14 protein-coding genes are annotated in these 14,939 nt (G+C 34.4%); 5 read left to right on the top strand and 9 right to left on the bottom strand.

Annotation, left to right across the window (positions count from 1 at the left end; translation table 11 throughout):
* Nucleotides 1–118: 118 nt before the first annotated feature.
* The 4 genes from FS85_RS0102465 to FS85_RS0102450 all read right to left on the bottom strand — a co-directional run bounded on the left by FS85_RS0102465 (nucleotide 119) and on the right by FS85_RS0102450 (nucleotide 3,326).
* Nucleotides 119–1,096, bottom strand: coding sequence for a polyprenyl synthetase family protein (locus FS85_RS0102465; protein WP_010134414.1), 978 nt, complete (start codon nucleotides 1,094–1,096; stop codon nucleotides 119–121).
* Nucleotides 1,097–1,139: 43 nt separating this feature from the next.
* The gene (gene purE, locus FS85_RS0102460; RefSeq protein ID WP_029489209.1) at nucleotides 1,140–1,634 is read right to left on the bottom strand and encodes a 5-(carboxyamino)imidazole ribonucleotide mutase; all 495 of its coding nucleotides are present in this window, start codon (nucleotides 1,632–1,634) and stop codon (nucleotides 1,140–1,142) included.
* Nucleotides 1,635–1,725: 91 nt separating this feature from the next.
* Nucleotides 1,726–2,880 carry a 5-(carboxyamino)imidazole ribonucleotide synthase gene (locus FS85_RS0102455; protein WP_010134411.1) on the bottom strand — a complete coding sequence of 385 codons (1,155 nt, stop codon included), beginning with the start codon at nucleotides 2,878–2,880 and terminating at the stop codon, nucleotides 1,726–1,728.
* Nucleotides 2,881–2,921: 41 nt separating this feature from the next.
* Nucleotides 2,922–3,326, bottom strand: coding sequence for a hypothetical protein (locus FS85_RS0102450; RefSeq protein ID WP_029489208.1), 405 nt, complete (start codon nucleotides 3,324–3,326; stop codon nucleotides 2,922–2,924).
* 168 nt (nucleotides 3,327–3,494) lie between these two features.
* Here FS85_RS0102450 and greA point away from each other — a divergent pair, with 168 nt between their 5' ends.
* The 5 genes from greA to FS85_RS14985 all read left to right on the top strand — a co-directional run bounded on the left by greA (nucleotide 3,495) and on the right by FS85_RS14985 (nucleotide 10,210).
* Nucleotides 3,495–3,968: a transcription elongation factor GreA gene (gene greA, locus FS85_RS0102445; RefSeq protein WP_010134409.1), complete on the top strand. Its 474-nt coding sequence runs from the start codon at nucleotides 3,495–3,497 to the stop codon at nucleotides 3,966–3,968.
* 47 nt (nucleotides 3,969–4,015) lie between these two features.
* Complete coding sequence (locus FS85_RS0102440) at nucleotides 4,016–4,405, top strand: HIT family protein (RefSeq protein WP_010134408.1); 390 nt, start codon at nucleotides 4,016–4,018, stop codon at nucleotides 4,403–4,405.
* 378 nt (nucleotides 4,406–4,783) lie between these two features.
* A complete protein-coding gene (locus tag FS85_RS0102435) occupies nucleotides 4,784–7,345 on the top strand; it encodes a TonB-dependent receptor (protein ID WP_010134407.1) in 2,562 nt (853 codons plus the stop codon).
* Between the two features lie 30 nt (nucleotides 7,346–7,375).
* Nucleotides 7,376–9,052, top strand: a complete 1,677-nt coding sequence (locus FS85_RS0102430; protein ID WP_010134406.1) for a choice-of-anchor J domain-containing protein — start codon at nucleotides 7,376–7,378, stop codon at nucleotides 9,050–9,052.
* A 69-nt stretch (nucleotides 9,053–9,121) separates the two neighbouring features.
* A complete protein-coding gene (locus tag FS85_RS14985; RefSeq protein ID WP_010134405.1) occupies nucleotides 9,122–10,210 on the top strand; it encodes an endonuclease in 1,089 nt (362 codons plus the stop codon).
* An 86-nt stretch (nucleotides 10,211–10,296) separates the two neighbouring features.
* On the opposite strand, the gene FS85_RS16040 is transcribed toward FS85_RS14985, so the two are convergent.
* The 5 genes from FS85_RS16040 to FS85_RS0102400 form a co-directional block, all read right to left on the bottom strand.
* Nucleotides 10,297–11,163, bottom strand: a complete 867-nt coding sequence (locus FS85_RS16040; RefSeq protein WP_010134404.1) for a hypothetical protein — start codon at nucleotides 11,161–11,163, stop codon at nucleotides 10,297–10,299.
* 92 nt (nucleotides 11,164–11,255) lie between these two features.
* Nucleotides 11,256–12,065 carry a S1/P1 nuclease gene (locus FS85_RS0102415; protein ID WP_010134403.1) on the bottom strand — a complete coding sequence of 270 codons (810 nt, stop codon included), beginning with the start codon at nucleotides 12,063–12,065 and terminating at the stop codon, nucleotides 11,256–11,258.
* Between the two features lie 152 nt (nucleotides 12,066–12,217).
* A complete protein-coding gene (gene sufD, locus FS85_RS0102410; RefSeq protein WP_010134402.1) occupies nucleotides 12,218–13,525 on the bottom strand; it encodes a Fe-S cluster assembly protein SufD in 1,308 nt (435 codons plus the stop codon).
* 97 nt (nucleotides 13,526–13,622) lie between these two features.
* Nucleotides 13,623–14,363, bottom strand: coding sequence for a Fe-S cluster assembly ATPase SufC (gene sufC, locus FS85_RS0102405; protein ID WP_010134401.1), 741 nt, complete (start codon nucleotides 14,361–14,363; stop codon nucleotides 13,623–13,625).
* 199 nt (nucleotides 14,364–14,562) lie between these two features.
* A partial coding sequence (locus tag FS85_RS0102400; protein WP_010134400.1) for a four helix bundle protein occupies nucleotides 14,563–14,939 on the bottom strand: 377 nt, incomplete at its 5' end.

Genomic DNA, 14,939 nt, shown 5'->3' with positions numbered 1-14,939 from the left:
GCTGGGCGTAAGTGCTACTGCAAAAAGTAAGTATAAAAAATAGCACTTGTGTTAGTTTCATTCTTTAGGTCTATAAAACTAATTTAATGAACTATTTGTAATTAAGAAACCACGGAATTTACTTCTTGCGTTCTACCACGTAGTCTATCATGGTTTCTAAAGAAGATTTGTACTCAGAATCAGGATAAGTTTTTAGAATTTCTAAGGCTTTGTTTTTGTACAATTGCATTTGGGTGATGGTATATTCCAAACCTCCATGATTTTTAACAAAAGAAATTACTTCTTTTACTCTTTTTTTATTGGTATTGTGGTTTTTAACAGAATTAATTAACCATTTTCGATCCTTATCGCTACAAGTATTTAGCGTATAAATCAACGGCAAAGTCATTTTTTGTTCTTTAATATCTATTCCTGTTGGCTTTCCAATCTGTTCGTCGGAATAATCAAACAAATCATCTTTTATCTGAAAGGCAACTCCAATATACTCTCCAAACAATCTCATTTTTTCTACCTCTTCAACATCTGCACCAACCGATGCTGCTCCAATACCACAGCAAGCAGAGATTAGAGTTGCTGTTTTTTGTCGGATTATTTCAAAATAAACTTCTTCGGTAATATCTAATCTTCTGGCTTTTTCTATTTGCAGCAATTCTCCTTCGCTCATTTCCCTAACGGCAGTAGAAATTAGTTTTAAAATATCAAAATCATCATTGTCTATGCTTAACAGCAATCCTTTTGATAGTAAAAAATCACCTACTAGAACAGCAATTTTATTTTTCCACAAAGCGTTGATAGAAAAGAAGCCTCTACGTTTGTTGCTATCGTCTACAACATCATCATGCACCAAAGTAGCGGTGTGTATTAGCTCTATTATAGAAGCTCCTCTGTAAGTTCTTTCGTTAAAATCTCCGTCCGAAACCATCTTGGCTACCAAAAACACAAACATGGGCCGCATTTGTTTTCCTTTTCTACGAACAATATAGTGTGTAATGCGATTCAGCAAAGGAACTTTTGTGGCCATCGCTTCTTTGAATTTGTCTTCAAAGGCAGCCATTTCTGTATGAATGGGTTGCTGAATGCGTTCGGTAATTTTCATGTTTTCTTAAGGGGATAATCGGGTGTAAACTTAGTTAAAAACTTTAGGATAGTGAATTTTTTACTCGCTCTGAAGCCTCTATCACTTTGGTTTTTAAACTTTGTTTGTACGCCACAATAGTGTCTAAAACAGCACTGTTGCTAGCTCCTATAATCTGAGCAGCTAAAATTCCTGCATTTTTTGCTCCGTTTAGAGCTACGGTTGCTACTGGTACTCCTCCTGGCATTTGTAAGATAGACAAGACAGAATCCCATCCGTCTATAGAATTGCTAGATTTTACCGGAACTCCTATAACGGGTAACGGACTCATCGAAGCAACCATTCCTGGCAAATGTGCTGCTCCTCCTGCACCAGCAATAATAACAGCAATTCCTCTTTTATGAGCGTTGGTAGAAAAATCTACTAATTTTTCTGGCGTTCTGTGAGCAGACACAATATCTACTTCTACTTCTATTTCAAATTCTTTTAAAATATCTATGGCTTGTTGCATTACGGGCAAATCAGAATCTGATCCCATTACGATAGCTACTTTCATAATTTATAGTTTTAAAGTTACAAGTTTGTAAAGCTGAAAAGTTAATGCTCCTTGCAAAGAACTTTATATATCTTCAACTTTTTACTTTATCAACTTATTTTGTTTTACTAATTACTTTTACGGTTTTCTTTACTATTTCGGCTGTTTTTCTTGCCTTTTTGATGTCTTTATCAACAATGGTTACATGTCCCATTTTACGGAAAGGCTTGGTTATTTTTTTACCGTACAAATGTGGAGTAACCCCATCAATTTCTAAAATATCTACAATGTTTTTGTACACAACTTCTCCTTCATAACCCTCTGCTCCTACTAAATTAACCATAATCCCAGCCAATTTGCTATCTGTTTTTCCTAAGGGCAGATTTAGAACGGTTCTTAAGTGTTGTTCAAATTGATTGGTGTGCGATGCTTCTATGCTATAGTGACCGCTATTATGGGTTCTGGGTGCTACTTCGTTTATAATGATGTCATCATTTTCGGTTTGAAACATTTCTACTGCCAACAGACCTACGTGTTCAAACGCTTGTGCTACATCCATGGCTATTTTTCTGGCTTTGCTAGCCACTTCATCATCAATACGAGCAGGACAAATAACGTATTCTACTTGATTGGCTTCTGGATGAAATTCCATTTCTACCACAGGGTAGGTTTTAACTTCACCATCGGCATTTCTGGCTACAATTACAGCCAATTCGTTTTTAAATGGTATTAATTCTTCTACAATACATTCTGTGTCTGGTAATTTTTGAATATCGTCTATAGAACGTACAATTTTTACTCCCATTCCATCATAACCAAATTGTGCAGATTTCCAAACAAAAGGAAATTCTGTTAGATTGGCTTGTTTTAGTGCCTCCAAACTATCAAACCTTTGATGCGGAGAAGTTGGGATGTTGTTTTCTTTGTAAAAATCTTTTTGTTTTCCTTTGTGCTGTATGGTTTCTATTACATGGGGTTGTGGATATACTTTTATCCCTTCTTCTTGTAATTTGTACAACGCTTGTATGTTTACATGCTCTATTTCTATGGTTAATACATCGACCTTTTTCCCAAAGTTATATACATCGTTGTAATCTAATAAATTACCTATAAAAAACTCGTTACAATAAGGGGCACAAGGGGCATCTTTAGAGCTGTCTAGAATACAGGTGTGTACATCAAATTTTTGTGTTTCGGCCAACAACATTCTTCCTAATTGACCACCTCCTAAAACTCCCAATTTAAATTGAGAAGAAAAATAATTTTCCATGGAATTGTTATTTGGGCACAAAAGTACGAATTAATCAGCGATTAAAAATTAGTTACCAACAATGAGTTTCCTTGTACTGAAACTTTATATTGTCTTAGATGATATGTCTTTTGATTAATGGTTACTTTGGTTTTAAATTGAGTAAAAGTGATATCACTTTGCTCGCAAATAGCACAAGACATCACACCAGTACCGTCTTCTACATCCATTGCCAAATTACATTCGTTTGGACTTAGGTAAGGGCAGGTTAAATCAAAAGCTAAAAAAGTTTGTTTGTCAATATTAAAAACAATAATTCCGTTGGCACGATACCCTTGGTTCGGTAGTATTCGAAAATCACCTGGTATAGACAAAAAAGAAGGATCGTTAAGAGAAGCATTGACTGCTACTTCGGGAACCAATGTATTTTTTTGTGTAAATACATCGCTGCTGCAAGATGCAAACACAAGGATAAGATTGAAGAAAACAAATACTTTTTTCAATGGTGAAAAACTTTAAAAATTTTATGGGTTAAAGGTACGTCATTTTTTGGGCTTTAAAATATTTGCTTATATTTGTGTGTATCTCACTTTCAGCAGGAAGTGAGATTTTTTGTATTTTAAAAACTAGAGAAGATGAGTGAAGTATCATATTATTCAGAAGAAGGATTTAAAAAGTTAAAAGACGAATTAGAGTTTTTAGAACAAGTAGAACGACCAAGAGTTTCTAATGAAATTGCCGAAGCAAGAGACAAAGGAGATTTGAGTGAAAATGCCGAATATCATGCTGCCAAAGAAGAACAATCTTTGTTAGAGCTAAAAATTGCACAACTAAAAAATGTAGTGGCCAATGCTCGTATTTTGGATGAGTCTCAGATTGATACCTCTAAAATTTTAATCCATTCCAAAGTAAAAATTAAAAATACAGCAAACGGAATGGAGTTTAACTACCAACTTGTTGCCGATTCGGAAACGGATATTAGAAATGGGAAACTATCTGTAAACTCTCCTATAGGAAAAGGATTGTTAGGTCACAAAGCAGGTGAAATTGCTGAAGTTCAAACGCCTAACGGAATTATGAAATTTGAAATTGTAGAAATCAGCCGCTAATTTGTCTTTTGTGTTGCTACTTTTACAAACCTAAAAATTGTTAAGAAATGTCCAGTATTTTTACCAAAATCATTCAAGGGGAAATTCCGTGTTACAAAGTAGACGAAAACGAACACTTTATTGCTTTTCTAGACATCAATCCTAATGCTGCTGGGCATACTTTGGTGGTTCCAAAAAAAGAAATAGACCAGTTGTTTGATTTAGACGATGAGTTATATACCCAACTCTTCGCTTATTCTAAAAAAATTGCAAAAGCAATAGAAAAAGCTATTACTTGCAAACGTGTTGGACTGTCTGTTATAGGATTAGAAGTGCCTCACGTACACGTACACTTAATTCCGTTAAACAATATGGCCGATGCTACTTTTGGCAAAAAAGAAACACTTCGTCAAGAAGAATTTCAGACCATAGCAAAGAACATAGCAAAATATTTATAATAAAAGTGTCATCCTTCTTCTTATATAGAATAAAAGGAGGGGTTACGCTTTTATTTTCTTCCAAGCCTGAAACCAAAACCATTAACATTTCTTATCCAAAAAGACTTAAAAACAGGTAAAAAAGATTTAAATTCTATTAAAACAGCCCTAAAAAAAGGCTAAAAAACTTAGTTTAATAAAGATTTTTACACTTAAACCATTGTTAAATTTTAACATTTCTATTACAGTAACCCAACACTAAAGAAACAAATTAACAATTAATTAACGTTAAATATACAATAAATAAATCCATTGTTAGACATAACATAAAATAAGTACGTTAAGCAAAACACTGTAAGTGAGTAGTTTTGCTAGGCAAACTTAATTTTACTTTAAACAATGAAAAAATTTATTCTATTTGTTACCCTGTTCTCTGCTTTGGTTTCACAAAGTTTTGGACAAAGTACAAAAACAATTACAGGATTAGTTAAAGACACTTTTGGACAACCTGTTCCTGTTGCAACTGTTGAAGTTGTTAACTCTATAAACAAAGGTACTTTTACAAACTTTAACGGTGAATTCAATTTAAAAGTTACACAAAACAAAGGACAGATAAAAATTAGTTCAATGGGGTTTCAAACTAAGACTATTGAATTTAATGGAAACTCTAAAAATTTAATCATAATATTAGAAAGTTCTTCTGTAGGTTTAGACGAAGTGGTTGTTTTTGCCTCTAGAGCTATTGATAGAAAAACACCCATTGCTTATTCTACTGTAAAACAAGAAGAAATTGAGCAAAAACTAGGAAATCAAGAATTTGTAGAGATTTTAAAATCTACTCCAGGAGTGTTTACAACTCGTGCTGGAGGTGGTTTTGGAGATGGGGAAATTACCATGCGTGGTTTTAACTCTGAAAACGTAGCAGTGGTTATTAACGGAGTACCAGTAAACGCTGCTAAAGACGGACGTGTATTCTGGTCTAACTGGGCAGGTATTGGTAATGTTACTGCTTCTACCCAAACGCAAAGAGGTTTGGGAGCATCTAAATTGGCCGTACCTTCTATTGGTGGTACCATTAACATCATTACACAATCTACCGAAGCAAAAAAAGGAGGTAGATTTGAATATGGTATCGGTAATGATGGTTATCAAAAATATGGATTGAAACTTTCTACAGGTTTACTAGAAAATGGTTTTGCTGCAACCGTTTATGCTGATAAAATTTCAGGTAATGGTTATGTAGATGGAACTCAATTTGATGCCATGTCTTACTTTGCCAGTATTGCAAAAAAAATAAATGATGCACACAAGTTAACTTTCTTTGTTACCGGTGCACCTCAAAGGCACAACCAAAGGTTTGACAAGCTTACTATCAATCAGTTTAGAGAGAGTGAATACGGAATAAAAACCAACCTTAATTGGGGATATAAAAACGGACAAGAGTTTGGAGTTAGCTCTAACTTTTTTCACAAACCCATCGCTTCTTTAAATCACTACTGGAAGATAAATGATGATGCTAAATTATCAACCACCGTATATTACAGTAAAGGTGACGGAGGTGTAAGCTTTGAGGAAGGAGATGATAGCGGAAAATTAGAAACTTCAGAATACCGCTTAGGAGGTATATATGCACCTATCGATATAGACAAAGTAGTACAAGAAAACAAAATAAAAGGAGAGTCTACCATTTACATACAAACACGTACTAACGATCATACTTGGTTAGGAGGTTTGACCAACTTAAACTACGATTTATCAGATGAGTTAGCATTAACGGCTGGAGTGGATTACCGTTATACGAGAGTAAGTAGTGGTAAAGAATTAGCAGACCTTTTAGGAGGTGAATACATTATGGATAAAGACGGAAACGTTAACAACCCTAACAACGAGGTACAAGTTGGGGAAAAATACGACTTTTACAGCACTGCTTTCAATACTACTTACGGTGGTTTTGCACAAATTGAATATGACCACGAAGACATTACTGCTTTTGTAGCTGCAAACGTGTCAAACACAGTATATGCAAGAGAAGATCACTTTGCAAAATTAGATTCCGATCCAAATCAAAAAACAGACAATGTAAACTTTGTAGGTTTTGGTGCTAAGGGAGGAATTAACTACCGTTTGGATGCTTACAACAACATCTTTTTTAACGGTGGATATTTTGAAAGAGCTCCTTTTTTTAATGCTATATGGCCAACCAACAACAACGACGAAACCAACGTAGATGCAGAAAATCAAAAAATCTTCAGTTTAGAATTAGGATACGGTCTTAGAACCGACAAATTTGCTGCGAACATTAATGTGTATAGAACTGCATGGAACGATAGAACCGAAACTAAAACGCGTACCATTCCAGATTCTAATGGTCCAAACAAAGTAGAATTTATAAACATTCTGGGAGTGAATGCCTTACATCAAGGTGTAGAGGTAGACTTCGAATACCGTCCATTTAATCGTTTCACTTTAAAAGGTGCTTTATCTCTAGGAGACTGGACTTGGCAAGATGACGTAACAGCAACCTTTACAGATCAAAATAACAATGTACTAGGGAGCGAGATTGAGATCTTTATCAAAGACTTGCCAGTAGGTAGATCTGCACAAACAACGACAGCTCTAGGAGCAAGTTATGACCTTACGGAGGACACAAAGATTTTTATAGATGCAAACTACGCTGATAGGTTTTACGCAGACTTTGACCCAAGCGGTAGAACAACCAATCCTGAAACTGGAGATGTGAGAGACCCTTGGAAAGTTCCTGCATATACTTTAGTGGACTTGTCTTTACAACACAAATTTAAAGTAGGAGCTTTAGATGCAAAATTAATGGCAAGAATGTACAATGCATTCGACACTCGTTACATTACCCGTGCTGATGATGTGGGTGGTACCGCTGCAAAAGCATTGGTTTACTACGGTGTAGGAAGAACTTTTAGTGTAAGCACAATCCTAAACTTTTAATTCTTTTTCTCAATCAAAAAACAGAACAAAATGAAAAATATAAAACAACTAGCATACGCTTTTGCTACTAGTATGCTCCTTTTTTCTTGTACAGACACTTTAGAAGATACGTACGATGAATTGGGTGAATTGCCTTCGTTAATAAAAACTCCTATCCAGTACACACTTATAGAAGAGGATTTTGAAACCATGAAATTGTCTGGTACCGCTTTTGAATCTTTTGAGCAAGCTGAGAAATTAATTCCTTTGGCTTTAAACAAGGAATTACCAAATGCCCCAGGTGCTAGTGCAGAATTAACCATAGACATTTATAATGAAAATAACACGGTTATTCAAAGCCTATTCAATGCTGATGACATCACATTAGCTGATGAAGATTATCCAACAGCAAACAGTGGTGCTTTTCACCCTGATGAAACCGCTAGCGATTTATTAGCAGGTATTTTAGACACCAAAGTGACTAATCCTGTTGAAGATAACTTTTACAAAGTAACCTATAACAACTTTACAGAAGAGCCAAGCTTGGCTGCTGGTGGTGCTGTTAAAAATTTTGATTTTACCAACGAAACCTTTAACGGTTGGACTGCCTACAACGTTGTTGGAGATGAGGAGTGGACAGATGCAACTGGTTTTGGTAATATTTCTATGAGTGGATTCTCTGGCTCTGCAAAAGACAACGAAGATTGGCTAGTCTCTCCAGAAATTGATTTGACTGGAGAAACAAACTTGAAATTTCAAATTGATGAAAACCTTAGATATGGTACTGATTTGTCTAACTTAAAAGTAATGGTAACTGAAAACTTTACGGGCGATGTTGCTACAACCACTTGGTCTGAGCTAACTATCACAAACAGAACAACCCATACCAACCACTCTTTAACTCCTAGCGATGTAGTTGACTTTTCTGCTTATGACAACAAAATTATTCATATGGCTTTTAAATACATTTCTACTACTTCTGACTCTATGCGTTGGTTGATTGGTAATGTAACCATTTCCAAAGGTGAAGGTGACGAATATACAGGTGAGACGGAAACTTTAACTACATATTATCAATATGACGGTACCGAGTTTGTAATGCCTGAAAATATGATTACATTAACTGATGAGGACTATAAAGCAATGGGAACTGGATCAGGCCAACCAGGTGAGTATGGAAACTTTAGTAGCTCTGTTAGTCCTGACACATACTTACCAACTTATTTAGCTAACAAGTATACTTACGCACAAAACGAAGAACAAGTAATTGTATTATACAAATACTTTAGCGGTGGTACACAAACTCGTTTTGACTTGTACGAGTTTAGCGATGGAGCTTGGATCTTACCAGAAACAACAACAGCAACACCCATCCGTTTTGCACACAAAAAAGGTACTTGGGTCCCTGACAACCCAATTATTTATACGTTTACTAGTGATGATTTTGATTGGTTAGAAACTTCATCATTAAAAGACGATGCAACACTTGTAGAGCAAGTATCAAGTGCAGCACAGTATAACAACTTTGACAGAAGACCTGGAGCAAGTGCATACTGGACTGATGAAATGATTTTAAAAGCATTAAACGTATTTCTAAAAGATAGATTCCCTAATGCAGAAGAAGATGATGTATTTGCCGTTTTTGCAGATACTTATACCGGAAGCCGCCCTGTAGAAGAATTTAGAGTAGTACTTAAAGGTGATGAATACATTTACGTAGAAGAATAAACTTAGAATTATAACCCAATAAAAACCTCTTTCATATTTGGAAGAGGTTTTTTTAAAATTCGTCATATAATGAAAAAAATTTTAATCCTATTTGTAGCAGCTATAGCTGCTGCTTGCTCTAGCGGAAATAACAATTTTGTCATCAACACTCCGCCAGAAGAAATACCAACACCTGTTGCCGTTGCAGATAATTATGTGTCTGTTATCAATACTGCTTATGAAATTTCAGACCTGTTAGACAATGATGAAAAAGTAGAAGAAGTAACCTTAGCTGTTGACCAAACAAGTAAAAACAACGGAACTATTGTTAAAAATAACAATACAACTTATACCTATACGCCTGCAAATAATTTTGTAGGAGAAGACAGTTTTGACTATACCGTTTGTGCCAATGCCGATTCAGAAAAATGTAGTAGCACAACTGTAACTATTACCGTTTTAGACAATAGCAATGAAGGAATTTTTGATATTCCTGAAAATCTAAAAAGCTATTACAATTCTGTTACTTTTTCTACCAACAAAGATGAATTAACTGCTGAATTGACCAGTGTTACGACTAACAAACACACTACAATTTTATATTATTCTAGCCGTCACACACCTTTATTAAAAGCAGATCAAGACCCAGATAACAATACGAATGTTATTTTAATGTATACAGGTGAAAGTAGAGCAAAATCTAAAAGACAAACAGGAGGTAGTAGTAACGGACTATTTAATACAGAACATGTTTATCCTCAATCTTTATACGCAGGGGGTACTGGTGGTGATGAAAAAGACGAAATCGTTAAAGGTGATTTGCATCACTTAAGATACTGCGATTCTGGAGTAAACTCCTCTAGAAGTAATGATAAATTTGTTGATGGTTCTGGAGATGCAGGTCCCGTAGGCTCAGCTTGGTATCCTGGAGATGAATGGAAAGGTGATGTAGCCCGAATGATTTTTTACCTAAACATCCGCTACGGAGAAACCATTACCAAAGTAGGAAATCTGGATACGTTTTTAGAATGGAACAAAGAAGACCCTATTTCTCCTTTTGAAATTCAGCGTAACAACGTTATAGAAGACGCACAAGGAAACAGAAATCCATTTATAGACAATCCATACCTAGCAACACTTATATGGGGTGGAGAAGCCGCAGAAAACAAGTGGGACTAAATATTTAAGTAACAGAAAAAAATAAAAGACTGTGCAAATTAATTTTTGCACAGTCTTTTTCAATTAAAAAAAGGTATGGCTACACCTTATTGTTTTATTACTTTTAGTTTATAAGCAGCTTCACCATATAAAATTTCTACAAAATATAAACCTGTGCCAAGGTTGTAATTTGTAACTTGTTGACCTACAATATTTATCACACTAAGAATGGTTGCATTGGTACAAACAAATTTATTATTTTTTATTTGTAGACCAACATCTACTGCTCTTAGTTGCGGATTGGACAAGACACTAAAAGAAAACACTACTGAAGAAAAAGGCAATAGCGACTCACCATCAGAAGTACTTGTAGTCCAATTACTTTCATTGGTAATTAAAGTCGCAAATTCAGCTTCCGTTTTGTTAATTCTTGTTCCTGAATACACACCTCCATCCTTACTAGCTGTAGCAGCTATAACAACAAAATTGCTTGAAACATTGAGACCGGTAGCAGAAAAATTGGTTTCTAACCCTCCATTGCTATTTTGAATTCCAGCAATCCACTGTGTTACTTCATTTTCAGAAGGGTTTCCATAGCTTGCATAAATAGCATCACCAGAAGTAGAAATATTAAAACCAGCATCGGTTACAGACAAGCTACCCACCGAAACTCCAAAATTGGTATTAGAACCACTGTCTATATCTGTAAACACAACAACAGTTCCTTTACTTATTACTGAAGCTCCTGTAGACCAAAGCAATACTCCTTCAGAATTAGAGTTACCATTTCCATCTACATTGGGTTCATTGTCTGTAAAATAAATTTCTGTATTGGGGGGTAAATCTACCATGCTTACAATAGCAAAGTCAGAATCGCCATTCGCATTAAAACCAATAAACAAAATATCTCCTGCATTTTGAGCATACGAAAACGCAAAAGAAATAAACATTAAAATTTGTGTAATTCTTTTCATAATTGTCAATTTTTTTATCAAATATAACAATTATCATCAATAAAAACGACTCACATTTAATTGTTTTGTATTTACAACCGTTTGGTTTTGTTTTAAATACCTGCTAAAAAAGCATCTAACCAAGTACTTTTCTTTTTAAAAGTTTCGTCTAATACTTTTGCCAATCGAACACCTCCTTTTTGTAATTGTGTGCGTACAATTGGAAAATTATGATACATATACTTATACCCCAAACGCTCTCCGTCCTCTACTTCTTTATACACTTTAAGAGCTAGTTTTCTAGATTCGTGCACCCAATCTAACAAACTTCCTGATTGCAATCTACGAAGCTCCTTTTTCTTTAGTACATCGGTATTGTTTGCCAATTCGGAATAGCTCATCTGGTAGGAGTCTAACATATGAGTATCCCACAACGAATGTAAATTCACATCTTTTCCGTACCATTGTACTTTGATTTTATTTCCTCCGTAATCGTGTTTATTTCCGGCGTGCAAAGGCATGTGCAAGTCCCCTACAAAATGTACTAACATTTTTAGATAAAAGGTTTTATCTTCTTTGCTTATGATTGGGTTTCTAATCTTTAGAATACACGTTTTAATTCCTTGTAAAATATCCCCTTTTGGGTTTACCGGATCTTCTTTGTATTTTTTATCCCCTTCAAAATTTACATAATGCCACGGAGCAAATTCGTTATAACGTCCATCACTTCTAATTTCATCGGCATAAATAGAAACAAAAGCCAAGGAACGTCCTTCTAACAAATACGCTACTTTTTTTGCTGTTTTTTTACTAATATGACTGTTGGCAACCTCTCCAACAGTTCTATGCCCTGTTTTTCCCCAATCATTATTTGCTTGTAAATGCAGGGTGATTATTAAAAATACAAAGGTTATTTTTTTCATATGATTATGATAATTTATAAAAACACAATATTACGAATCCCTTAAAAATTGATGGCTAAACTGATATTAAGGAAAAGCTATTATTAACAAAAAAACCCTGAACATATGTTTCAGGGTTTGTGTGTATAAAACAGAACTTTAAGTATCGATTTTTATTCAATTTCATCAAAATCCATGCTTACACCTAATTTATCGGCTACCATGGTATTGATTTTTTGTTTTAAAGCAGGAATTTTGATGTCTTCAACAGCATCAGCACAAAAAGCAAACATCAATAATGCTTGTGCTTCTTTTGGAGGAATTCCACGTTGTTGCATATAAAACAAAGCAGACTTATCCAACTGTCCAATAGTACATCCATGCGAACATTTAACATCGTCTGCAAAAATTTCTAATTGTGGTTTTGAGTTGATAGTTGCAGTATCCGACAACAAAACAGAATCATTTTGTTGGTATGCATTGATACGTTGTGCAATCTGATCAACAATTACTTTTCCGTTAAACACACCTGTAGCTTTACCTCCGTAAATACCTTTGTAAGTTTCATTAGAAGTACAATCTGGCGATTTGTGAGCCACTAAAGTATGATTGTCTACCAATTGATCTCCTTCTAAGATGGTTACACCATTTAAATTGGATTCGCAACCCGTTCCATTTTGAAAGAATGACAAATTATTTCTTGTTAATTTACCTCCAAAAGAAAAAGTAAACACAGAAGCTACTGTGTCTTTTTCTTGAGCCACCAACGTAGCATCTACTAATGATGCATTTTCTTTATCATTTTGTATTTTGTACAAATCAAAAATAGCATTTTTACCAACAAACACTTCCGTTACTACATTGTTAAAAGTAGCGATGTCTGTTAAAGATTGATGTCGTTCAATGAATTTTGCTTGTGCATTTTCAGCAATTAGAATCAAATTTCTAGGTTGTAGTAACAAAGCAGAACTTTCACCTGAGGCCAAATACAAAATTTCGATAGGTTTTGAAACTACCTTGCTTTTTGCTACTTGAATCAACACTCCTTCTTGTGCAAATGCTGTATTTAAGTCCGACAGACTACTTACACCTTTGGCCAAACTGTTGTATTGCTGCTTAAAGATTTCATTGTTCTTACTATCTTCAATTGCTTTTGATAACAACTGTACCGAAAACTCGTCGGATTCATCAGATAAAGTTTCTTGAAACACACCGTCTACAAAAATTAATTTGTAAGAATCTACTCCTGAAACCAAATAGGGTTGAATAGATTTGGCAGAAACATCTGCAGTTTTTGCAGGTGCAATTCCATATTCGTTTTTTAACACATTACGCAAACTAGTGTATTTCCACTCCTCGTCTTTAGTGGTAGGAAAACCTTGTTGTGCAAAAGCATTAAAAGCTTCTTTTTTATGATTTTGGACAGCTGCATTGGTAGAATTTTCTTGAAATGCTGCTGCTAATTTATCTTGTAAACTCATTTTTAATTAAGTTTTTAAAGTTAGAAAGTTGCAGGTTAAAAAGTTTTTTAAAAAGTAATTCAACTTTACAAACTTTATAACTTTTAACTTTATCAACCTATTTTACAATCCAGTCGTACCCTTTTTCTTCTAATTCTAAAGCCAATTCTTTTCCTCCTGACTTTACAATTTTCCCATCGGCCAACACGTGTACATAGTCTGGCACTATATAATCTAACAAACGTTGGTAGTGTGTAATTACCACTACGGCATTGTCATCAGACTTAAGTTTGTTTACTCCATTGGCTACAATGCGCAAAGCATCAATATCTAAACCTGAGTCGGTTTCATCCAAAATGGCTAACTTAGGTTCTAACATGGCCATCTGAAAAATTTCGTTACGCTTTTTTTCACCACCCGAAAAACCTTCGTTTAAAGAACGTGATAAGAAATCTCTTTTGATTTCTAACAATGCAGATTTTTCTTTTATTTTCTTTAACATTTCTGCAGCAGGCATGTCTTCTAACCCTTGTGCTTTACGTTTTGCATTGATGGCTGTTTTGATAAAATTAGTAACTGAAACTCCAGGAATTTCTACAGGATATTGAAAAGACAAAAATACACCTTTGTGTGCTCTTTCGTCTGGATCTAATTCAGTTAAATCTTCTCCTTCTAAAGTAATTGATCCTTCTGTAACTTCGTAGTTTTCATTTCCTGCAACTACAGATGCAAAAGTACTTTTTCCTGCTCCATTTGGTCCCATAATGGCATGCACCTCTCCTGCTTTTACTTCGATATTTAATCCTTTTAAAATATCGTTATCTTCTACTTTTGCGTGTAAATTTTCAATCTTTAACATTGTTCTAGCTTTTGGCTTTTGAAATTTATCTATGTGATATGTTTTACTTTTTTCTTTATCTGTCTTAGTCTCTTGGTAACTAAGACCATAATTATCTACCTTTTCCATATCAAATCAATTTTTTTAATGCTAAGCATTTTCTTAATTGTTTATAAAGTTTGAAAGTTGAAAGTTTATAAGGTTTTCAATCTTTCTGTATTTACTTGTTTAAATATTTTATTAACCCACTTAACATTCTCGATATTTCAAGAACACTCTTTTTGATTTTATTAAAATCCGTCTCATCGATATAACCTATATCTAAAGCTAAATACATTTGAGACCTTACTTCTCCTATTGAACCTTTTGCGATAAATAAAAACCGACTAAATTCTTTATTGGATTGTCTTTCAAATCCTTCGGCAATATTAGAACTTACTGAAATTGAAGCTCTTCTTATTTGCCTGACTAAGTCGAAGTCTTTTGAAAAGTTAGTTTTAGAAGTTATTTGATAAATTAATTTATTTAGTTCTCTTGCTTTTTGCCAAGCTTCTATATCTTCAAAAGAACTAAAAGTACTCATTCTTATAACTTTCT

Source organism: Ochrovirga pacifica, assembly GCF_000220525.1.
In the GTDB taxonomy this organism is placed as follows: domain Bacteria; phylum Bacteroidota; class Bacteroidia; order Flavobacteriales; family Flavobacteriaceae; genus Ochrovirga; species Ochrovirga pacifica.
Note: the sequence above shows the minus strand (reverse complement) of the source record. Positions and strands in the feature narration are given on the sequence as shown.

Coding starts and splice junctions, on each gene's coding strand:
- FS85_RS0102465 (WP_010134414.1), bottom strand. CDS start 1,096: ATGAAAATTACCGAACGCATTCAGCAACCCATTCATACAGAAATGGCT.
- FS85_RS0102455 (WP_010134411.1), bottom strand. CDS start 2,880: ATGGAAAATTATTTTTCTTCTCAATTTAAATTGGGAGTTTTAGGAGGT.
- greA (WP_010134409.1), top strand. CDS start 3,495: ATGAGTGAAGTATCATATTATTCAGAAGAAGGATTTAAAAAGTTAAAA.
- FS85_RS0102440 (WP_010134408.1), top strand. CDS start 4,016: ATGTCCAGTATTTTTACCAAAATCATTCAAGGGGAAATTCCGTGTTAC.
- FS85_RS0102435 (WP_010134407.1), top strand. CDS start 4,784: ATGAAAAAATTTATTCTATTTGTTACCCTGTTCTCTGCTTTGGTTTCA.
- FS85_RS0102430 (WP_010134406.1), top strand. CDS start 7,376: ATGAAAAATATAAAACAACTAGCATACGCTTTTGCTACTAGTATGCTC.
- FS85_RS14985 (WP_010134405.1), top strand. CDS start 9,122: ATGAAAAAAATTTTAATCCTATTTGTAGCAGCTATAGCTGCTGCTTGC.
- FS85_RS16040 (WP_010134404.1), bottom strand. CDS start 11,163: ATGAAAAGAATTACACAAATTTTAATGTTTATTTCTTTTGCGTTTTCG.
- FS85_RS0102415 (WP_010134403.1), bottom strand. CDS start 12,065: ATGAAAAAAATAACCTTTGTATTTTTAATAATCACCCTGCATTTACAA.
- sufD (WP_010134402.1), bottom strand. CDS start 13,525: ATGAGTTTACAAGATAAATTAGCAGCAGCATTTCAAGAAAATTCTACC.
- sufC (WP_010134401.1), bottom strand. CDS start 14,363: ATGTTAAAGATTGAAAATTTACACGCAAAAGTAGAAGATAACGATATT.